The organism is Halocatena pleomorpha, from assembly GCF_003862495.1.
GTDB lineage: Archaea > Halobacteriota > Halobacteria > Halobacteriales > Haloarculaceae > Halocatena > Halocatena pleomorpha.
The window spans coordinates 19957-40610 of the sequence record NZ_RRCH01000013.1; the positions used below are offsets into that span (position 1 = coordinate 19957).

19 protein-coding genes are annotated in these 20654 nt (G+C 59.9%); 10 read left to right on the forward strand and 9 right to left on the reverse strand.

Annotated features, from left to right (window positions below; all coding sequences use genetic code 11):
• Window positions 1-9: 9 nt before the first annotated feature.
• Complete coding sequence (gene gpmI / locus EIK79_RS06460) at window positions 10-1509, reverse strand: 2,3-bisphosphoglycerate-independent phosphoglycerate mutase (protein ID WP_124954312.1); 1500 nt, start codon at window positions 1507-1509, stop codon at window positions 10-12.
• Between the two features lie 129 nt (window positions 1510-1638).
• Here gpmI and EIK79_RS06465 point away from each other — a divergent pair, with 129 nt between their 5' ends.
• Window positions 1639-2064, forward strand: a complete 426-nt coding sequence (locus tag EIK79_RS06465) for a universal stress protein (RefSeq protein WP_124954313.1) — start codon at window positions 1639-1641, stop codon at window positions 2062-2064.
• Window positions 2065-2067: 3 nt separating this feature from the next.
• On the opposite strand, the gene EIK79_RS06470 is transcribed toward EIK79_RS06465, so the two are convergent.
• Together EIK79_RS06470 and ggt are read right to left on the reverse strand one after the other, a co-directional pair.
• Complete coding sequence (locus tag EIK79_RS06470) at window positions 2068-3003, reverse strand: DMT family transporter (RefSeq protein WP_221621698.1); 936 nt, start codon at window positions 3001-3003, stop codon at window positions 2068-2070.
• Window positions 3004-3061: 58 nt separating this feature from the next.
• On the reverse strand, window positions 3062-4927 hold the full coding sequence (ggt, locus tag EIK79_RS06475; RefSeq protein ID WP_233737996.1) for a gamma-glutamyltransferase: 1866 nt from the start codon (window positions 4925-4927) through the stop codon (window positions 3062-3064).
• 179 nt (window positions 4928-5106) lie between these two features.
• Between ggt and EIK79_RS06480 the strand changes: the two genes are divergently transcribed.
• Window positions 5107-5742, forward strand: coding sequence for a ribonuclease H family protein (locus EIK79_RS06480; protein ID WP_124954314.1), 636 nt, complete (start codon window positions 5107-5109; stop codon window positions 5740-5742).
• A 33-nt stretch (window positions 5743-5775) separates the two neighbouring features.
• Here the strand turns inward: EIK79_RS06480 and EIK79_RS06485 are convergent, their stop codons facing one another.
• The 5 genes from EIK79_RS06485 to pyrH all read right to left on the reverse strand — a co-directional run bounded on the left by EIK79_RS06485 (window position 5776) and on the right by pyrH (window position 13010).
• The gene (locus EIK79_RS06485; RefSeq protein WP_124954315.1) at window positions 5776-7518 is read right to left on the reverse strand and encodes a heme-binding protein; all 1743 of its coding nucleotides are present in this window, start codon (window positions 7516-7518) and stop codon (window positions 5776-5778) included.
• Between the two features lie 281 nt (window positions 7519-7799).
• A complete protein-coding gene (locus EIK79_RS06490) occupies window positions 7800-8711 on the reverse strand; it encodes a hypothetical protein (protein WP_124954316.1) in 912 nt (303 codons plus the stop codon).
• Between the two features lie 73 nt (window positions 8712-8784).
• Window positions 8785-10563 (reverse strand): site-2 protease family protein, encoded by a 1779-nt coding sequence (locus EIK79_RS06495; protein WP_124954317.1) that lies wholly within the window; start codon window positions 10561-10563, stop codon window positions 8785-8787.
• Window positions 10564-10662: 99 nt separating this feature from the next.
• A complete protein-coding gene (lysS, locus tag EIK79_RS06500) occupies window positions 10663-12333 on the reverse strand; it encodes a lysine--tRNA ligase (RefSeq protein ID WP_124954318.1) in 1671 nt (556 codons plus the stop codon).
• Window positions 12330-13010, reverse strand: coding sequence for a UMP kinase (gene pyrH, locus EIK79_RS06505; RefSeq protein WP_124954319.1), 681 nt, complete (start codon window positions 13008-13010; stop codon window positions 12330-12332). Before pyrH ends, lysS begins: the two co-directional genes overlap by 4 nt.
• A 107-nt stretch (window positions 13011-13117) precedes the next feature.
• Here pyrH and EIK79_RS06510 point away from each other — a divergent pair, with 107 nt between their 5' ends.
• The 3 genes from EIK79_RS06510 to EIK79_RS06520 all read left to right on the forward strand — a co-directional run bounded on the left by EIK79_RS06510 (window position 13118) and on the right by EIK79_RS06520 (window position 15777).
• Window positions 13118-13945: a molybdopterin synthase gene (locus EIK79_RS06510; protein ID WP_124954320.1), complete on the forward strand. Its 828-nt coding sequence runs from the start codon at window positions 13118-13120 to the stop codon at window positions 13943-13945.
• Between the two features lie 294 nt (window positions 13946-14239).
• Window positions 14240-14503 carry a DUF7123 family protein gene (locus tag EIK79_RS06515; protein ID WP_124954321.1) on the forward strand — a complete coding sequence of 88 codons (264 nt, stop codon included), beginning with the start codon at window positions 14240-14242 and terminating at the stop codon, window positions 14501-14503.
• 131 nt (window positions 14504-14634) lie between these two features.
• On the forward strand, window positions 14635-15777 hold the full coding sequence (locus tag EIK79_RS06520; RefSeq protein WP_124954322.1) for a site-2 protease family protein: 1143 nt from the start codon (window positions 14635-14637) through the stop codon (window positions 15775-15777).
• Between the two features lie 9 nt (window positions 15778-15786).
• Here the strand turns inward: EIK79_RS06520 and thiL are convergent, their stop codons facing one another.
• Window positions 15787-16647 carry a thiamine-phosphate kinase gene (gene thiL, locus EIK79_RS06525; RefSeq protein ID WP_124954331.1) on the reverse strand — a complete coding sequence of 287 codons (861 nt, stop codon included), beginning with the start codon at window positions 16645-16647 and terminating at the stop codon, window positions 15787-15789.
• Window positions 16648-16779: 132 nt separating this feature from the next.
• Here thiL and EIK79_RS06530 point away from each other — a divergent pair, with 132 nt between their 5' ends.
• The 5 genes from EIK79_RS06530 to EIK79_RS06550 all read left to right on the forward strand — a co-directional run.
• Window positions 16780-17229, forward strand: coding sequence for a 30S ribosomal protein S19e (locus EIK79_RS06530; protein ID WP_124954323.1), 450 nt, complete (start codon window positions 16780-16782; stop codon window positions 17227-17229).
• Window positions 17230-17311: 82 nt separating this feature from the next.
• Complete coding sequence (locus tag EIK79_RS06535) at window positions 17312-17662, forward strand: DNA-binding protein (protein ID WP_233737997.1); 351 nt, start codon at window positions 17312-17314, stop codon at window positions 17660-17662.
• Between the two features lie 66 nt (window positions 17663-17728).
• Entirely contained in the window at window positions 17729-19027 is a 1299-nt protein-coding gene (gene hisS, locus EIK79_RS06540; protein WP_124954325.1) for a histidine--tRNA ligase, read from the forward strand.
• Window positions 19027-19845 carry a tRNA pseudouridine(38-40) synthase TruA gene (gene truA / locus EIK79_RS06545; protein WP_124954326.1) on the forward strand — a complete coding sequence of 273 codons (819 nt, stop codon included), beginning with the start codon at window positions 19027-19029 and terminating at the stop codon, window positions 19843-19845. Before hisS ends, truA begins: the two co-directional genes overlap by 1 nt.
• 230 nt (window positions 19846-20075) lie before the next feature.
• A partial coding sequence (locus EIK79_RS06550; protein ID WP_148094132.1) for a hypothetical protein occupies window positions 20076-20654 on the forward strand: 579 nt, incomplete at its 3' end.

The following is a 20654-nucleotide window of genomic DNA, read 5'->3' on the forward strand; positions in this document are numbered from 1 at the left end:
GAGCAACGATCACACGACCAACGACTCGCCAGTCATCGCCTCGGGCACCTCGATCCCCATGGCGGACAGCACCGTGGGCGCGATGTCTGGAAGCGTGCCGTCCTCGCGTACGTCGTGTGCTTCGTCTGTCACCGCAACGAACGGCACCGGATTGGTGGTGTGAGCGGTGTGGGGACTCTCGGGCGTACCCATTTCGTCGGCGTTGCCGTGGTCAGCAGTGACAAACACCTGCGCGCCAGCCCCGCGACACGCTTTGACGAGACGGTTGAGTTGCGTATCGACGGCTTCCACTGCCGCAACGGCCGCCTCGAAATCGCCGGTGTGACCGACCATATCCGGATTGGCGTAGTTGAGCACAAGCAACGCCGGGTCATCGCGGTCGATGGCGTCGATCGCGGCGTCGGTCACCTCGGGCGCACTCATCTCGGGTTGGTGGTCGTACGTCGGCACGTCGGGGCTGTCAACGATGGTTCTGTGTTCGCCCGCGAACTCCACTTCTCGGCCGCCGTTGAGGAAATACGTCACGTGGGCGTACTTCTCGGACTCAGCGAGTCGGAGCTGTGTCCGGTTGTGGGCAGCAACGACTTCCCCGAGTGTGTCGGTGGGTTCGGTGGGCGGAAACGCGACCGGGAGACCGAAGGTGGCGTCGTACTCCGTCATCGTCACGAAGAACGTGTCGGGTGGCGTCGTCTCGAACGACCACTCGGGACGAATGTCAGCGAGCATCCGGGTCAGTTGTCGCGCCCGATCGGCCCGAAAGTTACAGAAGATAACCGCATCGCCGTCGGTGAGCGCCGGCTCGCCCTCGATCAGCGTCGGTACGATGTACTCGTCGGTTTCCTCGCGGTCGTAGGCGTTTTCGACGCTTTCGACAGCGCCAGTCGCGGTGTGTTCTGCGCTCCGATTGACGATGGCGTCGTAGGCGAGTTTCGTTCGGTCCCAGTTCTCGTCTCGATCCATCGCGTAGTAGCGCCCGGACACCGTGGCGACGTGGCCGGTTCCGGCCGCCGAAGCGACCGCCTCCAACTCGCGGAGATACTCTATCCCGCTCGTCGGTGGAGTGTCACGACCGTCGGTGAACGCGTGGGTGACAGCCGGAACGTCGTGGTCTGCGACCAACTCGATGAGGGCGTGTAAGTGTGACTGCAAGGAGTGGACGCCGCCGTCACTGACCAATCCCATCAGGTGAACGCGTCCATCGTGTGCCCGTGCGTGCTCGATCGCGCCGGAGAGCGCTTCGTTCTCGGTGATCGAGCCATCAGCGATCGCGTCGGAGACGCGCGTTGAACTCTGAGCGACAACCCGACCCGCGCCGATGGTCAAGTGGCCGACTTCGCTGTTACCCATCTGACTAGTCGGCAGCCCAACCGACCGTCCGTGTGTCGTGAGCGTCCCCGAACCGTTCTCCGATCGGAGTCGATCGAACGTTGGCGTCCGCGCGGCAGCGACCGCGTCCCGTTCACTCGATCCGATACCCCATCCGTCGAGGACGATGAGCGCCGCGTCCATACCCAAACCCTCGCCACCAGCGGGTAACTAGCCTTCGTTTCAAACGCTCACCGATCCGTTGGGTAAGCCGACGAATGTGTCAAATATCCCGTCGGAGGTTTCTTGTTCGAATAACCACTATGCATCAATATGGTTGAGGATGTGCTCATCCCACACGATGGATCGGAGCCATCCGAACGCGCGCTCGCCCACGCCATGGAGATCGCTCCGGACGCACACCTAACGCTCCTGACGGTGATTGATCCGTCCTCAGGATTCGGAGCGGGGGCTGGTGCGCCGGGTGCTGCTGAGGTGTGGTATCGATCCGAGAAGAGTCAGGTTGAGGCCCGGCTTGCTGGCGCAAAGCAAACGGCAGAACAACAGGGGATGGTAGTCGAGACAGTGGTCGAGATGGGTCGTCCAGCCCGGACGATCATTGATCACGCCAACTCGAACGACATCGATCGGATCATCATGGGGAGTCACGGACGACGGGGCGTCTCTCGGTTGCTGTTGGGCAGCGTCGCTGAGACGGTTGTTCGGTGCTCATCGATACCGGTGACGGTCGTACCGTGAGCGTCAGTCGTCGGCCGGACCGGTATGCTCGGAACCGAATACAGGAAGTTCTTGCCGTATCGCGTCTCGTTTGATCAGGACGAACCCGGCCATAACGATACCAAATCCAGCGACCGTCGTGAGAGTGATGCGTTCTCCGAGGGCGAGAAAGCCAGTGACGGCAGCCACGGGCGGCGCGGTGTAGGAAACGAGATTGATCTCGATCGGGCCGAGGCGTTCGAGTAGCGCGAAGTAGATGAGAAAGCCGATGGCGCTCGCAAACACCGACAGATAGCCCAGCGCAAGAAGCGCCTCGGTCGTGAGCGTGATCGCTTGTGGGGACTCACCGAGTCCGATGCTGGCCGCGTGCATGAGCACGGCTCCACCGAGCATCGACCACGCTTCAAGCGATTCGATCGGGAGCGTAGCGTCGGCGCGACGGGTGAGCACGCTGCCCAACGCAAACGAGAGGGCGGCAACGAAGATCAGGAACGTCGCCACCACGTCCGAGGCGAACAGGTTTGAGGGATCTGGTCGTGCCAGAACGATCACGCCGAGGAAACCGAGCACCAGTCCACCCAGTCCAAGCGTTTCGAGGCGTTCGCTGGGGAGCATGAGACGCGCGAACGCGGTCGTCAACACCGGCGAGAGCGACACGACGATCGCCGCGGTGGCGCTGGTGACCCCTGGATCGGTTTCTCCGATGAACAACAGCGCGTGATACGTTCCGATCAGAAACACCGCGCCGATGGCGATGAGCCGCCACTCGCTGCGCGTGCGAGGGATGGGATCATCGAGTGCGTACCACGCGTAGCCGAGCATCAAGATCCCAGCGATGTCGTACCGCAACGCAGCGAACAACACCGGCGGAAAGTACGCTACTCCCGCCTTGATTGCCATGAATGCCGATCCCCACAGAACCGCGAGCACCAGAAACAAGAGGAGATTTCGATAGCGCACACAGAGACTCCACACGGATCGACAGTTTACGTTCCGATCCCGGCAAACGTCAGCCCGGCTACAAACCGATCACCGAGCCATCGCGTCGACCGTCTGCCACCCCGAAATACTCCTCGTCCCTGACGGCGATCGCCTGTACATTGCCCAGCGGCGTCGCTGTCTCCTCGATGTCGTGACCGAGCCGACCGAGCTGGCGGCGCGCCGTAGCGGGAACGGTCCCCTCCCAAACCACTGCCGGATCCACGTCGGCGTAAATGCGCGGCTCAGCAACGGCGTCCGGGAGGCTCATCCCGAACTCGGCAACGTTGAGAATGACCTGTAGAATCGTCGTAATGATCGTCTTGCCGCCGGGGGAGCCGATCGTCATGAGTGGCTCGCCGTCTTTGAAGACGATGGTCGGACTCGTGCTGCTGAGCGGTCGTTTGGTCGGCTCGACTTGGTTGGGTCCGCCCGGTTTGGCGTCGAAATCCGTCAGCTCGTTGTTCAGCATGAACCCGTGTTCGGGCACCATGATTCCGGTGCCGAAGAACTGTTCAATGGTGCTCGTCCAGGAGACGAGATTCCCCTCGCTGTCAGCAGTCGTGAAATGCGTAGTTTGGCCGAGATCGCTTTGGAACGGGCTTTTGAGCCGCTTTGAGCCGTCGGTCTCGCTACGCTTACGCGTCGAAACCCGGTAGGGGTCGCCGGGCTGGTACGCCCACGGATCACCGGGATCAGCCCCTGCAAGCTCGGCGCTGTCGGGATCGATCAGGCTGCGCCGTTGATCGACGTACTCCGCATCGAGCAGCCCCTGCCACGGCGCGTCGACGAGCGCCTTATCGCCCATGTACTCACCCCGATCCGCGTACGCCAAGTGGAAGGCTTCGATCAACCTGTGATACGTTTCGGCCGACCGACGTTCGTACTGACCGAGATCGAACGCCTCCAACAGCGCGAGGAGTTGTGCGATCGTCAACCCGCCGGAACTCGGAAGCGATTGGGTCCGAACAGTCAGGTCGCCGTACTCCCCGGCGTCCGGATGATCGATGGTGACGTTGTATCTGGCGAGATCGTCGACGGTCATGCTGCCGCCGTGTTTCTGAACGGCATCGGCGGTCGCTGTTGCGATCTCGCCGGTGTAAAACGAGCCGATCCCGTCGGCTCTGATCTGTCGGAACGTGTCAGCCAACGCCGGTTGTACCAGTTCGTCCCCCGCTTGAAGCGGTTCGCCATCGGGCACAAACACCGATCGGGCAGCGTCATTGAACTTCTCCCGTTCCGCTTCGATCACGCTTGCGAGATGTTCATCCACCGTGACGGAACACTCACCGCTCGCGAGTTCAATCCCCGGCGTGATCAATTCGGAAAGCTCGCAGGTTCCAAACCGCTTGAGAGCCACATCACACGCCCTGAGTGTGCCGGGAACGCCGACTGCCTCCCCGAGTGTGATCCGCTCTTTGAAGGGGATCGGTTCGCCCGCGTCGTCCAGAAACATCTCGGGGGTCGCGCCAAGGGGTGCTCGTTCGCGGTTGTCAATTGAGTAGAGTTCGTCTTCCTCGGCTATGTAAACGAGCATGAAGCCGCCGCCGCCGATCCCCGAGCCGTGGGGCTGTACCACGTTCAGCGCGAACTGCGCCGCAACCGCGGCGTCGATCGCATTGCCGCCGGTCCGAAGCACGTCTGCCCCCACTTCTGTCGCTCGTGGGTGGACGGTCGAAACCATGCCGTCCGATCCCGTGTCCGTCCGAACTTGCTGCTCGGATCGGTCCGCGCCCGTCTCGGACGCGCGAACGGCCGAAACCGGTAGTGTGCTCGCGCCGAGTGTTGCGGCCGATCCTTTCAAAAACGTTCGTCGATACGTCATCACCGGAATATCATCGGTTGCGTCTTCGGTCGACAGATCGCTCGGACCGTCTGCGCCATCCCCACTGTCGTCGTGCGTCATGGCCTACTCTACGATCACATTCCCCTGTAAACATATAGAAAACCAAACATCTTGCCGGTTGTCGCTCACCCTGACATTGGTCTGATATACAGGTTCCTTATTTGTTGTCGTACGATGTAGGAACTAATAATTGTGTCTATCGGCAGCAGATTTAAGGTGGGAGAGAAGTAGTGATAGATATGGCCGCATACGGCCGGCCGAGCTTGCGAGACCTGTTCGATGAATCGCCGACTCCTCACATTGCCCATCCGCCGCGAACGCACCACCGAGATTTTTACATCGCTAGCGATGGTTCGTTCAGCGACGCCGGTGGTGGGCTTGGCGTCATCATTGAAACCCGCGACGGCGAGCGCGTCGTCCGCCGGTCGCTCCCTGATGACGTTCCGAACAACAACGTCGCGGAGTACCGTGCGTTACACCTCGGGTTAGACATCCTCAGCGCCCGAGCACCCCGAGACACACGGGTTGGGGTGCTCATCGATCACGACAATCTGGCCGCGAACGTGAACCGGGCGACGATCGCAGCCAAGCAGCCCAGCATCGGTCCACCGCACCCGTTTCAGGTTCCTGGTCTGTCTCAACACCACTGGCGGGGGATCCGCGCTCGGATCGCGGGCTTTCAAGAGCTTCGTGCCGCTCGCATCGATAGCAGCGAGAATCCGGCGCACCCGCTTGCGAACACCCCCAAGCAGTACGCGCACGTCAACCAAGAACCGGACCGGTGTGTGCTGCCGTCACAGCCCGTCGACACCGATCCAACGGGACAGTTCCCCCCACCATCACGGGCCAATCGACCGCGTCACGCCAGCGACTGACGGCACTGGCTGCGATCAACTGTTTGTGATTTCTCACGCCAAAAAGACGTGTCGCGGCCGATCGGTGAGGATGTCACGGCCCCACTCGACCGTCTCACGGAACTCGTCCGACCGGAAAAACGCCATAGCGTCCTCTTTCGAGCGCCACTGGCTGGCGATGAACATGTCGTTTTCGGCCGCCGTATTGATCATGAGATCGGTTTCGCGGTGGCCGTCCATCCCCGCAAGCACGTCGTTGACCTCCTCAAACGCGCTGACGAATTCCTCGCGGTGCTCGGGTTTTACGGTGTAGAACATCCCCATCGTTCCGAACCCGTCCGTCTCGTCACCGGGGCGGGCGACGATCTCAGGGAGATCAGCGAGATATCCGCCCGCGGTTTCAGCGCCGCTTTCAGTGTCCCATAGACTCACCACAGCGGATCGCTCCTGATCGTGCGCCTGATAGACACTCGTGTCGACGTGTGTGTCGTACCGATCGAATCCGTCGCTGAGATCGCCAACAGCGTGTTCGAGTTCGTCGACGGGCGCCGTCGAGTAGAGCACGATCGCGTGAACGTCCTCGCCGTGGGGCTGTCCGGCGTAGATGTCGAGAGACGCAAGCTCGGATCGCAGATCCGACGACGTTGACGCCTGTTGTCCGTGATTCCCACCGCTATCGTCGTCACCGGTGCCGGTCGATCCGGTGAGCGTCTCGGTCGCGCCCGGAAGATCGTCGAGAAAGCCGGCGGCGGTATCGGCCGCGCGAGCGGTCGTCCACGTACTGATGACTGTCGGCTCGTCGCCGTCGTGAACGAACGTCTCGATATGACTGTCGTAATGCTCGAAGTTGCCCCGAAGATCGTTAACGGCGTTTGTGAGTTCCTCGACAGAGGAGTCACACGACACGAGAACGGCGTGTGGCTCTGTGTCTGCTGGTGCGTCGAGTGTCACACCGAGGCGATCGAGACGGGCAGACAGTTCGCTGGCGGCCGAGTCGTCCTCCGCGCGACCATCCCAGTCGACAGGATCGCCAGCCAAGACGGCGTCGAGATCCGACGGACCGAAGCGCCGTCCGAAATAAAACGAGCCGAACTCTGCGTACCGCGAGGAGGACGGATCAAAGCGCATCTCATAGAGGAGGTGTTTGATCTCGGTCGGATCGTCTGCGAACAGCGTCACCCCCCACTCATAATCGTCGAAGCCGATGCTCCCGGTGATGATCTGTGTCACTTTCCCCGCGTACTCCCGTCCGATCTCGCCGTGGTTCGACATGAGATCCGCGCGCTCCTCGAAGGGGAGATCGTACCAGTTGTCCTGTTCTCCACGGCGTTTGTCCATCGGATAGAAACAGACGTGCTCGGCGTCAGGGATCTCCGGCTCGATCCGCGAGCGGATGTAACGGGCCATCCCGCTGTCTTCGACGGTCTCGCCCTCGAAATACTCCTGTGACATGTAGCCCGAGACTTCCGTCACTGAGACGTACGAGGCGGTCTGCTCGGTGAATCGGGCGAACGCCGTTTGCTCGAACGTGCGTTCAGCGGTGTCGAGTTGGGCCGTAGTGGGTCGGAGATGGAGAATCAATAGATCAGCCGTGTGTCCCAACACGGTGAACACCGCAGATCCACCAGCCTCCTCATCGGTGTCAGAGAGCGCCTCGTGGGCCTGTAAATAGTCGATACCGGACTCGATGGCCCGGTCACGCTCGCGCTTGGTGGCGTCGCGCCACGCGTCCCAATCGACTGTGCGAAAGTCGTGTAACGCGTACCACCCCTCGTCGGTCTGTGGTGCTTCTGGCATACAGATCGTTCGTCTCCAGCGGACAAGGACCTTTGGAGTTATTTGTAGCGTGCCGATCGGTTCTTCCACGCTGGGATCCGTGACTTGAGAGCGCGAGCGCATACCTGCGTCTTCAGGCGCAGGTCGAGCGGACCATAGCGTACACAACCTCATTCGATAGCTGAACTGGATCTCTCTACGCTTTTCGGTGGTTTTATTTGAGAGCGCCACAGTGTGACCTTAGCACGGCGTGAAAAACTGTAGCATGGGAGTACCGTCGACGATGAACTGCGGGTTGCGTATCAGGCTTCGATCTCGTCTAACGGAAACTCGACGAGCCGTTCATCGCTGTCTGCACACGTCACGGCGAGGACGCTGTGGGATTGACAGCACGATTCGACGACTTCCTCATTGTACTCGATAGCACCGCCGTCACCGGGACAGTCCTCCAGAAACAGCCGAAGCCCGTTGAGGAGCTGGCCCTTCTGGTTGGGCGAGCGTTCGTCCCACTGGGGATCGAATTCCTCAAGGACTGCTGTCCCACTGACATCTGCGATCAGCGCAGCGTTCGACGGCCACTGCCCGATCATTCGCTGGCCCTGTCTGAGAATCCGGGCGTCGTCGTGGGATTCGATGGTGTACTCCTCGTCTTGCTCATCGATCCCGAACGCCGTGGCAACGTGGTCGGCACTCGCGTCCGCGCTCTCTACTCGCTCGATCTCCTCGGTCCACTTCGTCGAGAACTCCTCGGTCAAACAGAGGTCGTCGTGTTCCTCACACGGCGCGAGGACACCGATTTCGAGGAAATACTCGTCGGGATCAAGATCTGTAGTGGTGGCCGGTGCGTCGTCAGTCACCTCCGAACGCCCCTCCGATTCGGCGGGAGACGCCGCAGAAGAACCGTCCAGTTGTTCGTTCGGATCCCCGAATCCGCTCCGGACCGGAACGTCGTCGGGATCCTTGCCGAACCACCGGAGTACTTCTGCCGGCAGATACTGTTTGGTGAGCGTCGGAGTCCCCGGGACCAGATATCCGCGCAGATGGATACACGCAAGCGATCCGGCGAACGCAAGCCCGCCCCAGACGCGCGATTTACGCGACACGATGAGGCTCCCAACCGCTGCGATCACCACGTTCACAACTGTGCATGGCAGACATCGGTTCTCACCGGTGTGTTCCGGCTGCCGGAGTTTATCTACAATTTCCTTTCCCATTATATATGGACAGCTACCCAGCGAAGTATCTATCTTTCGGTTTTGTTATCAAATAGATAACTGATACCGACGATCAGTTAAACAGCTGTGGGCCAAACACCATCAGGATCAATCCAGCGCCCATACTCAGACCGACGAACGTGGTGATGGTGCGTGTGACGACCCGACCGTTTTCGATGGGTAGCCGCGAAACGACGGCTTCGGTGCCTGTTCGGAGGATATGCCCGCCGTCCAACGGATAGGCCGGGACGCAGTTGAAAAATCCGAGATTGATGTTGATCCAGCCGGTCCAAAACAGCAGGTTGGCCAGCAGGAACACCCACCCCCCGAGGAAGCCAAGCGGGCCGGTGACGGTGTAGAAGTTCGTTATCGGAGCGACGAACCCCGCGAAGTTGTACGAGGTGAGTCCGACAGCCCCCGCCAGCGGAAGGAATAGCACGCTGATCGAGTGACTGAGGAAGCCACGGATGCTGAGGGACGTACCACCACCAAGCATCGTGAGAAACTGCTGTGCTGGATACTCGAACACGCCGAAATCGTCCACGACGATTCCGCCGGTCCCGCGGTGGATGCCCACCCCGAGGTAGCCGTGGTTCTCAGGACCGTCCGTGAGCGTCGTGTTGTACTGGCGTTCCGTGCCGTTGACGTAGGCCGTCACGGAAACAGATTGGCCGGGCGAGGTGTTCGAGAGGCGCTGCTGGAGATCGGTGTCAGTCACGATCCGATCGCCGTTGATCTCGGTGATGATAATCTCCGCGTTGTTCGGAACGTCGTCAGCGAGCGGACTGTCATTGTTGACCCGACTGATGGAAGTCCCAGCGATCAACTCGAAGCTTCCGTTGTCGGTGGTCACCGTCGTCACCGGATTCGCTTCGAGCGTCTCGTAGAACTCCGCACGGGTAGAGACCTGACTTCCGTTAACGGACTGAATATGGGGCGGCGTGCCGTTCTCTGTGGTCGTATTTGCGTTCACGACGCCCGGAGCGGTGTGTGTTAGGAACAGCTCGCGATTCACCTGTTTGGTCTGTTGGTTCCCATCACTATCCTCGACGGTCACTGACACCTGTTGCGCCGGGGTCTCTGTGAGCGTCTCGTCGAGATCCGATCCGTTGGCGATCGGCTGGCCGTTGACCTTCGTGATGCGGTCGCCGCGATCGATGCCAGCGCTTGCGGCAGGGGAACCGGAGACGACATCGCCAACAGGAGCGCCCGGCGCAACGGCGATCGAGCCGACCACGGGACCGAACAACAACACGAAGACGAGGATTGAGAGCGCGAAGTTGTTCGTCACACCCGCGGCGAACATCCGCGTTTGGCTCCCTCGGTCGGCTTCAAGTCGGCTTTTTTCTTCTGGCTCCACGAACGCACCCATCGGGATGATCGCCAACAGCGCAACCCCCATCGACTCGATGTCGATGTCTCCGACGCGACAGAACAGGCCGTGGCCTCCTTCGTGAACGATCAATCCGATGAGCAATCCGAAGACAATCTCCGGAGCGACCGAAAGTGGGAGGAAGTCGTTGACACCGGGGATCACTAACACGTTCTGGGGCTCGTTGACAGCGGTGGGTTGGGGATTCGACACCGCCACGATGCCGGAGTAGAGCACCATCCCGAACATACCGGCGATCACGACGAGCGACACGCCGACGCCGAAGTTGCCCCACGCACGCCAGAACCGCTTTGGCCGGGAGAGTCGATCGAGAAGTACCTTTCCGTATTGGGTGTGGATCGTCGTGATCGGCCCTTGGGCCCGGACTTGGTCGGGGAGCCATCCGCGCTGTTGGGCGACCGTTACGACGAGCCAATAGAGCATCAGCCCACCAAGAGCCAACCAGAGCGTATCAACCATCGTTCGTCTCAAACAGTGGTACTCGTATGAGCCTTATCTTCTTTCACGTCGTGATGTTTCAGTATCGTTGGCTATCCCTGATCAGATACGTCGTACACACTATTCCATTGGCGTCCGTTCTCGACGGAGCCGACGAACGACGAATGACTGACTCACGGCCGCCAAGAACGGTCCCAGTCGAGGACCTTGTGGTTGCTCGAGAAACAGCCGATACCCCAACTCGAAGAAGTCCCCCACCTCGATCCCGTGCTCGCGGGCAATGTCGTAGATGTGCTGTTGGAGCGTCTCCCCATCGGGATTCTCGCGCTCGATGAAATCAGCGAGCGAATCGAGCGCTGCAGCTTCGTTTTCGGAAACAGAGATGTCGGGCAGCGACTCAGCAAGGCGGTAGTTGTACTCGTTGTCCGTTTGTACCGCCCACGTGCGCGCCTTCTCGACGCGTGCGAGCGCGTCGTCAACAACCCACTCCGGCGCGTCATCGGGAAGGTGACCGCTGCGGCGAGCCATCGACGCGCGAAGTTTTCTGTCATCTGTCATTCCGAGCACGGCAGCGAACGTGTAGGGAATACGAACCCGGTCTTCGCGGACTGAATCCACGACCATCGGATACGCACGCTCTGCGATGGCGCGTTCGCGGTCGGTTACGTCGACTCGATCGAAGTACGTCGATTCGAAGCGGTCGAACTCATCGACGAGCTGATCGAGCCGTTGTACGTCGAAATCACGCGCGCGCTTTGGATCCTTCGTGAAAAAATAGCGGAACACCTCGGGTTCGAGCATCGAGAGCACTTCGTTGACGGTGATGACGTGGCCAGAAGAGGAAGACAGCGCGGCCCCGTTGTACGTAAACCATTCGTACACCATCGGCACGGGCGGCTCGGTTGTAAGTAACTCCTGACAGATCTCTGTGCCGCTGGGCCACGAACCACTGGCATGGTCCTTCCCGAACGGCTCGAAGTCGACGCCGAGTATCGTCCACTGAGCCGGCCATTCGAACCGCCACGGAAGTTTGCCTTCACGGAGGGTTGCCGTTCCTTCGTGACCACAGCCGTCGATGACACGGTCGCCGGCCGTGACGGCGTCACAAACGTAGTCGACTGTTCCCTCCGCCAGATCGATCGCGGTCACGGTTTCGGTCAGATGTCCACACGATTCACACTGCGGGATGAACGGGACGTACGTGTCGTCGACCTTCTCTTGATAGTCAGTGAGGATTTCACGCGCGCGTTCGCGGTGTTCGAGTACTGTCCGGGTGACAGCCTCGAACGCGCCCTCGGCGTACAGTTCGGTGTTCGAAACGACGTTGATCGGTACACCCATCGCTTCGGCACTCTTGCGCAGCAGTTCGGTCTGGTGGGCACCGAACGACGAACAGCAGCCGAACGGATCCGGGATGTCGGTCAACGGCTTGCCGAGATTCTGTCCGAGTGCGCCGGCGTCTACGTCATCGAGACCGACGATCTCCCCGTCCAGCGATGCGAGCGTCCGGGGCATCTTGCGCAATCGATCCTTGTCGTCGCTCGTAAACACCTGCTCGACCGTATACCCCCGGTCGCGGAGCGCTTCAGCCACGAAATACCCTCGCAGAATCTCGTTCAAATGGCCGATGTGGGGGACGCCGGAGGGGGAAACGCCGCCCTTGATGGTGATCGGCTCCGCAGGATCGCGGGTCTCAATCTTGTCGGCAACCTCGTCAGCCCAAAACGCACGGTGGTCCGTCCCGGTGTCGTCGACCGCGTCGGACTGCACGGAGGCATCGTTCTCAGTCATGGGACGATCTCCGTGCCATCGTGCTCGCTCGCCCCGATCGCCCGGTACACGTCGTCCGGATCGGTGCCATCCAACACGATCGTTCGGGTTCCAGAACGCTGAATGAGCTTCGCCGCGAGGAGATCGACGGGCGCGTTGCTCCCCGCGTTCATTTCGATGTCCCCGATGATGTCGACAAGATCGGTCGTCGCAAGCTCGTCATAGCGTTTCGCGTCCGGATTATCCTCGGGGTCCTCGCTGTACACACCCGAAACGCTCGTGGCGTAAACGAGTAGATCCGCGTCGACAGTTTCCGCGAGTGCCGCGCTCACAGCGTCCGTGGTCTGTCCGGGCACCATCCCACCCATCACGGGGATCTCCGACCGCCGGAGCGCAGCAGCAGCGGTCTCATAACACTCCGGCGGCGTCGGCACGGCCGCCTCACCGAGCGCAGCGATGAGCAACCGCGCGTTGAGTCGCGTGACTCTGATTCCGAGTTGGTCGAGCGCCATCTCGTTCGCCCCCAGATTGCGGCCTGTTTCAATGTACTCACGGGCGACCCGCCCCCCACCGACGACGAGACCGATCTCATGGCCCGCCGAACGAAGTGTTTCGACGCAGTCGGCGTACGCCCTCACGCGCTCACTGTCGAGATCCGGCGCAAGAACGCTCCCACCGACGGAAACGATTACTCTCATTGCCACGCCGTAACCCTGTTACCCGTTTAAGAGTTATTAACGCGATATCGAGGCTATTTCGCTCAGCGTCACAAAATACCTAAACCGTGCCGTCGGATACAAGTGGTATGCACACCGTCACCGTCGTCGGTCCCCACGCATCGGATCTTGTCGAACGGTTGGTTGGCGAACTTGCGACCGACGGATCGGTTGCAACCGTTTCCTCGCTTCCGGTCGCCCCAGCACCGGGGTTCGAGGACGCCATCGGGTACACTGCGGTGGGCGCTGGCGTCTCCGTCGGACGCAGTTCCGATGGATGGACCGCATACAACGATAGCGACGACCGACCGGTGTCCGATATCCTCGACGAACTCGCGCCGAACCACGACTACTGTCTGCTTGACGGCGTCGCTGAGGTGACGCTACCAACTATCACCATCAACGACGCCGATCACGCTGGTGAGTCGATCGCAACCGTTACAGATCCGAACGATTGTGCGCTCGAACCGCTGCTTGCTGCCATTGAGGGCACAGATCCCCACGAAACGCTCGGATCGCTCGTCGAACGCGTGAAACGATCTCCCCATGCCGACAGAGCGGGAGCGATCGCCACGTTCACCGGTCGCGTGCGCGTGAAAAATGATCCTGACGACGCGCCGACCAAACAACTGGAGTTCGAAGCCTACGAGGATGTCGCAGCCGAACGGCTACGAACCATCAGATCCGAACTCGAAGACCGCGACGGCGTCTATGACGTGTGTCTCCACCACCGAACCGGCGTCATCGAACGAGGAGAGGACATCGTCTTCGTGGTTGTGCTCGCCGGCCACCGAGAGGAGGCGTTTCGAACCGTCCAAGACGGCATCAATCGCCTCAAAGACGAGGTGCCGTTCTTCAAAAAGGAGGTGACGACTGATGATGAGTTCTGGGTCCACGAACGGTCACAAACGCCGTGAGCCGCGCGGGCGCAGCACCCCAACCACTCACCGTCAAACAATAGGTTATATTTTCCGCTTCCAAAGCAGGGAGACCGAACGCTGACCAAGGGACGTGCAGGTACAAGAGGGAATCCGAAGATTCGAAACGACGGCCTCAGCCCCGGTTTTAAAACGTTTGCAGTCGTTTGAGGCAGTCGTGAATGGTACATTTTAGCGACATTCAGGCGGCTTTGCGGCTCCAGAACGTGAATTAGCCCTAGCGTTCCTCCCCTTATATGCCGGTGTCTCTCAACAGGAGATATGTGAAAAAGCATGAGCGCAATCCCCTCTCAACGCAACGCTGAATCCCTCCCAGCAAACAAAGAAGAGCGGCTTCTCGCATATCTTCACCAGCAGGCCGTGGAGGATAACGGTGAGGTGTACTTTAAGAGCAAATTCATCGCTGACGATGTTGGTCTCTCTCCCAAGGAGATCGGCGCGTTGATGTGCAAGCTCCGTGATTCGGCCACAGATCTCTCAATCGAGAAGTGGTCGTACACGAGCGCCACGACGTGGCGCGTCACGACAGACGGCTAGGTCCCCCCCGTCTGTTCCCCTTCTGGCTAGTCCATTGCCCTCCGTTTGGTACTCCCCGTATGAGCCGTGCGTTTTGAAACACGGCGGCGTCACTCACGGGGTTTATTTTTGCTGAGACCGTGATGTCGGTAATGGCCGGTACCGACGAACCAGTTGGTGGACCTCCTGCCGAAGCGTTCTCGTCGGTTTTCGATGTCACCGAAATTCGGAGAGAGGACGATCGGCTGTTGTATTTCGGAGAGCCAACCGTCTCCCCAGCAGTGCTTGAACAGCACGTCTGGCCCCTGTTTCGAGAGCACGGCTATGAAGTGCAGTTAGCGACCGTCAGCGACGACGAAACCGATCCCATCACTGGCGTCGAGATCAGCACGGAACGTCAGGCGCTCGTCGCTGAACAGCGATCGATCGGCGTCGATGGAGTACCGTGGTACAATCTCCTCTTCGGACTGCTCACGATCGTAACGACGCTGTATGCAGGGCTACAGTGGTACGGACTCGATGGAAGCGATCCGACCACTATCCTCAACGCGTGGCCGTTCGCACTCGCTGTTCTCGGCGTCCTCGGGATCCACGAACTCGGTCACTACGTGATGAGTCGATATCACCGGGTGAGCGCGAGTCTGCCGTATTTTATTCCTGTCCCGACAATTTTCGGAACGATGGGAGCAGTCATAAAAATGAAAGGACGGATCCCGAGTCGGAAGGCGCTGTTCGACATCGGCGTTGCCGGGCCGCTGGCCGGACTCATCGCCGCCGTCGTCGTAACAACGGTGGGGTTACAGCTCAATCCGGTCACTGTGGAGGGACCGATCTACCAGATCCAGAACTTGAACTACCCGCCGCTCATCCAGATCATCGCTGTGGCCACCGACTCACAACTGACGTTCGCTGAAAGCGGCCAACGGGTCAACCCCGTTGTCGTCGGTGGCTGGGTCGGAATGTTCGTCACGTTTCTCAATCTCCTTCCGGTCGGTCAACTGGACGGGGGGCATCTCCTGCGTGCGATGCTCGGCAAGCGACAGGAAACCGTCGCGGCACTCGTCCCTGCCGTGCTGTTCGTGCTCGGTTCGTATCTACTGTTCGTGCGTGAGTTCGCGCTCGAATCCGTCTTCCTCTGGTTTTTTTGGGGACTCATCACCATCGGTTTTGCGTACGCTGGCCCGGCGCACCCGATCCGCGACGAACCACTCGACTCGCGGCGAATAGCGATCGGCGTGATCACGTTCGTGCTCGGGCTACTCTGTTTCACACCCGTTCCGTTCCAGCTGGTGTGAGTCAGCGCGCTAATGACTGTATCCGCGGTCTGCGAGCGGTTCGCCATCGATCGTCACGTTGCGTTCGGTAACGGTACCGATCGGCGTCACTGAGACAGACGCAGCCGCTTGGACCGCCGCAACGTCGTCAGTCGTGAACACGAGCTCGAAATCCTCACCGAAATGAACGGCGTGTTCGAACGCTTCGGCAGCGTCTGTCGTGGTGTCGTAAACCCGCTCGTCGATCGGGAGCGAATCACGCTCCACGTCGAACCCACAGCCGCTTGCGTCTGCGAGTTGGTGAAGCGACCGCGCAAGTCCGTCGCTTGAGTCCATCATCGCGCCCGCGTGGGCTGCGATCGCCTGCCCGGTCGTCACACGCGGCTCGAACCGAAACAGTGCGTTCGCCAGCTCCGGTTCGTGCTCAAACAGTTCGAGTGCGGCCGCACTGCGTCCCAGCGTGCCGGTCACACAGAGGGTTTCGCCCGGCGTTGCCCCCGACCGGGAAACCGGAGCGGTGCCGCTGCCGATGGCGGTTGTCGCAACAGTAAACTCGGCGTGTTCGTCGAGATCGCCCCCGACGTACGCCGCGTTGCACAGTTCACACACCGCTCGTGCGCCGTCGATGAAATCTCGTAGCGCGTTCTCTTCGAAGGACGGTGATCCGTACACCGCGACCGCTGCCGTCGCCTCAACGCCCATGGCAGCGATGTCGGACAGCGACGCGCCGACCGACCGCCACCCGGCCGTGTATCGCGTTGTTCCGATCGGAAAATCTGTCGTCTCGTGGAGCATATCCGTCGAGATCACGAGATCGTCCACGACCGCTCCGTCGTCACCCGCGGCCGGAAGCCACGAATCGATGAGGGAAAGCGCAGCCCGTTCGTGCATCGTCATCACCACTACACGATCCGCCACTGTAAACCACCACGGGTTCGTTATAGGCTTGCGAAGATCGACTCCGACGGTGAACGAAAGGGCACATCGATGTGTTTAAACAGCGCGCGAGAGGATAGATCCGTAATGACGACGTTTTACGACGTGCCGGCCGACGCGCTCATCGAAGCGGTCGCCGAGGAACTCGACATCGAAGCACCGGAGTGGGCGGCCTACACGAAATCGGGCGTCTCCCGCGAACTGCCCCCAGAAGAAGAAAACTTTTGGCAACGTCGTGGTGCCAGCCTCCTGCGACGGGTAGCGATCGACGGCCCGGTCGGGATCAAGCGACTTCGGACGCAGTACGGTGGCTCGAAACAAGGATCAACGCGGTACCGCGTTCGTCCCGACATGAAAGCCGACGCCAGCGGTAACGTCATCCGTACGATCCTCCAACAGCTTGAATCAGAGGGCCTCGTTAAGATCGCAGAGGGCGAAGGTCGGCGAATTAGCGGTGACGGTCGCTCGCTTCTCGACGAGACCGCCTCCGACGTGCTTGCGGATCTCGACCGGCCCGAGCTGGAACGGTACGCCTAATCATCCCGACGACCGATCCGTCGTCGGTTCACTAACCACCTCAGCTTGGCCCGTCACGGTTTTGTGTCGTCCTCTCTAATCGATGGGCATGTCGAACGAGGACGATCTTGAGGAACTCCGAGAGAAAAAAATGGAACAGCTCAAAGAGCAACAGCAACAGCAGGATGTCGACGAAGAGGCACTCCAAGCACAACAGGAGCAGGCTGAAGCGCAAAAGAAGGCAGTGCTTCGTCAGAATCTCACCGACGGTGCTCGAAAACGCCTCAACACGGTGAAGATGTCAAAGCCAGAACACGGCGAGCAGATTGAGCGCCAAGTGATCGCTCTCGCACAGAGCGGTCGTGTTCAGGGCAAGATCGACGAGAACCAGATGAAACAGCTTCTTCAGGAGTTGACGCCGGATTCACAGAGTTTCAACATTCGCAGACGCTGAGGCAGATGGTCGGCATCGTGCTCACGTTACCGCACAGTTGAAGTGTACTCTCCGAGAGTGTCGCGTATGTACGAGAATATCAAGGGATTTCGCGATTTCTACCCCGAGGGGATGGGTGCGCGACGGTCAGTTATTGACACCCTAGAGCGCGTTGCCCGTCGATACGGCTTCCGAGAGGTCGGAACGCCAGCACTTGAACGCACGCAGTTGTACATCGATAAAAGCGGCGAGGAAATCGTCGAGGAACTGTACTCGTTCACTGATCAGGGCGGGCGGGAACTCGCACTCACCCCGGAGTTGACGCCGACCGTTGCACGCATGGTCGTCGCCAAACAGCAAGCACTCACGAAACCGATCAAATGGTTCTCGACGCGTCCGTTCTGGCGGTACGAAGAGCCACAGCAGGGTCGCTTCCGGGAATTTTATCAGACGAACATCGATTGCTTTGGTTCGTCAGATCCAGCAGCTGACGCCGAGATCCTCGCGTTCACAGCGGACGCGCTCACTGAACTCGGACTCACGGGCGAGGAGTTCGAGTTCCGGGTTAGTCACCGAGACATCCTCGGTGGACTACTCGAAACGTTCGACGCCGATGTCGACGTGGCTAGGGCGATTCGTGCGGTCGACAAGCGCGAGAAAATTGAACGAACGGCGTATTACGATCTGTTGGTCGAGAGCGGCTTGACGGACGCACAAGCCAGAACGTTCGATGAACTGCTGTCGGCCGACGACCTGTCGGAGCTGACATCGTTTTCGGACAACGAACGACTGACCGACGCCGTCACGAATCTTCGTGCGGTGCTGGCGGCCACCGAGGACTTCGGCGCGAGGGAATACTGCACGATTTCGTTGGATACGGCCCGTGGATTGGATTATTACACCGGGACCGTGTTCGAGTGTTTCGACTCAACGGGGGATGTCTCCCGATCGGTGTTCGGCGGCGGGCGATACGACGAACTGATCGAGGAATATGGGGGACAGCCGACGCCGGCGGTCGGGGTCGCGCTGGGCCACTCGACGCTTTCTCTGTTGCTCGAACGGGCGGGCGTCTGGCCCGAGGAATCGCTCACAACCGACTACTACGTGTTGCAGGTCGGTGAGACGCGTGGTGTTGCCGCCGAGATCGTGCAGTCGTTGCGTGGGCTTGGCCACACCGTCGAAACCGACGTTTCGGGGCGGAGTTTCGGGGCACAGATGGGGTACGCCGACAGCATCAACGCTCAAACAGTGATCATCGTAGGCGAGCAGGATCTCGAATCCGATCAGGTGACGATCAAAGACATGCAGAGCGGTGAACAGACGACGGCACCGCTCGATTCGTTCCCACCAGAGCAGGGACGACCGACGTACGACGACTACGCTTGATGGGACACCGTGCGTTCCGAGTGGCCTACGACGGCAGCCGCTACCACGGCTTTCAGCGCCAACCCGACGTACCGACCGTTGAGGGCGAGCTGTTCTGTGCACTCCAAGCTCTCGGCGTCTTCGATGGTGATCACCGTCCGACAGGGTACGCCGCTGCCGGACGGACAGACAGGGGAGTGTCCGCTGTCGCCCAGACGGTTTCTTTTGACTGTCCGGCGTGGCTCTCACCGCGGGCGCTCAACAGCGAACTCCCGTCTGCCATTCGGGCATGGGCGAGTGCGGAGGCGTCGCCAGCGTTTCACGCGACCCACGACGCCACTCACCGCGAATACACGTATCACCTTCATGCGCCGAATGTGGCACTCCATCGGGTACGCGAAACGCTGTCCGCACTCGATGGAACCCACGATTTCCACAATCTCACCCCTGACACGGACCGTACTCGGCGGACGCTTGAGACAAAACTCGAAACGGCTGGTCCGTATCTCCGCATCACGCTCCGGGCGTCTGGGTTTGCTCGGCAACTCGTCCGCCGCGTCGTCGGACTCCTCACCGCAGTCGCACACGGCGACCGCGATGATGTCGATCGCGTGCTCTCCGCCGAACGACTCTCCGGTCCCGACGGCGTGGGTGCTGCCCCGCCCGAGCCACTAGTGTTGACACACGTCGAATACCCGATGCTGGACTTCGAACGGGATGTTCAGGCAGCGGCGAGCGCCACGGAACTGTTCGAGACCAAACGGATCGAGCGAGAAACACGATCACGAGTGGCTGGAACGATCCATAGAATGATCGATGAACCACCCAACTATCAGTAGTGACTTGACTATATTTTATATAATAAATTCCATAGGCATAATTTTATTTGGATATGAAGACAATCGGTGTTACTACTAGATATCGTAATGAAACTCATAACACGTCTCTATAAAATACAAATCAATACAAGAACTCTATAACAAAACGGAAACGGCCTCTCAGGGACTACTGCGTCATGCCGAAAGACAGCAGGAAGCGCGACGGAATTGGACGAAGAGACCTGGTAAAAATGCTCGGTGCAACTGGCGTTACGCTCGGGACGCTCGGGACGGGGATCACCGTCGCGTCAGCCAGTGACGGTCGAAGGGACGGGAAACACCACAAACGGAAAACTCCGAAAGACCTCAATATTGCATACACGCGCAAATACGGGGAGTGGTGGCCCGACACGTACGACGACATCGGAAAGGAAGTCGACCCGGACAAATTCTACATCAAAGGCGACAAACGGAAGGTGATGATCTGTGCTCCCTTCCCGTTCTCGGTTACCTTCGCCACTCGGAAAAAGAAGCACAAGAAACGCAAGAAGCACAAGAAACGCGACGAGAACAACAACGAGAACCGAAAGGAGCACCACCGGAGAGGTCGGTCGCGCGGTCGCTTCAAGGGCTGTAAGAAACAAAAAACGGTTCGCTCCAAAAAGGACAGAGGGCATCACCGCGTTAAGATCGAGTGCCCCAAGAAAAAGAAGATCTGTTGGTTCCGTGTCCACCATCCGGACAAAAAGGACCGTCGCGATAATCACGATCACCACCGTGGCCGCCATGGCCGAGATGGTCGAGACGGTCACGATGGTCACGATGGCCGA

Bases quoted from the DNA above. Each gene is read 5' to 3' on its own strand.
- gpmI (WP_124954312.1), bottom strand. From the start codon at position 1,509: ATGGACGCGGCGCTCATCGTCCTCGACGGATGGGGTATCGGATCGAGT.
- EIK79_RS06465 (WP_124954313.1), top strand. From the start codon at position 1,639: ATGGTTGAGGATGTGCTCATCCCACACGATGGATCGGAGCCATCCGAA.
- ggt (WP_233737996.1), bottom strand. From the start codon at position 4,927: ATGACGCACGACGACAGTGGGGATGGCGCAGACGGTCCGAGCGATCTG.
- EIK79_RS06480 (WP_124954314.1), top strand. From the start codon at position 5,107: ATGGCCGCATACGGCCGGCCGAGCTTGCGAGACCTGTTCGATGAATCG.
- EIK79_RS06485 (WP_124954315.1), bottom strand. From the start codon at position 7,518: ATGCCAGAAGCACCACAGACCGACGAGGGGTGGTACGCGTTACACGAC.
- EIK79_RS06490 (WP_124954316.1), bottom strand. From the start codon at position 8,711: ATGGGAAAGGAAATTGTAGATAAACTCCGGCAGCCGGAACACACCGGT.
- EIK79_RS06495 (WP_124954317.1), bottom strand. From the start codon at position 10,563: ATGGTTGATACGCTCTGGTTGGCTCTTGGTGGGCTGATGCTCTATTGG.
- lysS (WP_124954318.1), bottom strand. From the start codon at position 12,333: ATGACTGAGAACGATGCCTCCGTGCAGTCCGACGCGGTCGACGACACC.
- pyrH (WP_124954319.1), bottom strand. From the start codon at position 13,010: ATGAGAGTAATCGTTTCCGTCGGTGGGAGCGTTCTTGCGCCGGATCTC.
- EIK79_RS06510 (WP_124954320.1), top strand. From the start codon at position 13,118: ATGCACACCGTCACCGTCGTCGGTCCCCACGCATCGGATCTTGTCGAA.
- EIK79_RS06515 (WP_124954321.1), top strand. From the start codon at position 14,240: ATGAGCGCAATCCCCTCTCAACGCAACGCTGAATCCCTCCCAGCAAAC.
- EIK79_RS06520 (WP_124954322.1), top strand. From the start codon at position 14,635: ATGGCCGGTACCGACGAACCAGTTGGTGGACCTCCTGCCGAAGCGTTC.
- thiL (WP_124954331.1), bottom strand. From the start codon at position 16,647: ATGCACGAACGGGCTGCGCTTTCCCTCATCGATTCGTGGCTTCCGGCC.
- EIK79_RS06530 (WP_124954323.1), top strand. From the start codon at position 16,780: ATGACGACGTTTTACGACGTGCCGGCCGACGCGCTCATCGAAGCGGTC.
- EIK79_RS06535 (WP_233737997.1), top strand. From the start codon at position 17,312: ATGGGCATGTCGAACGAGGACGATCTTGAGGAACTCCGAGAGAAAAAA.
- hisS (WP_124954325.1), top strand. From the start codon at position 17,729: ATGTACGAGAATATCAAGGGATTTCGCGATTTCTACCCCGAGGGGATG.
- truA (WP_124954326.1), top strand. From the start codon at position 19,027: ATGGGACACCGTGCGTTCCGAGTGGCCTACGACGGCAGCCGCTACCAC.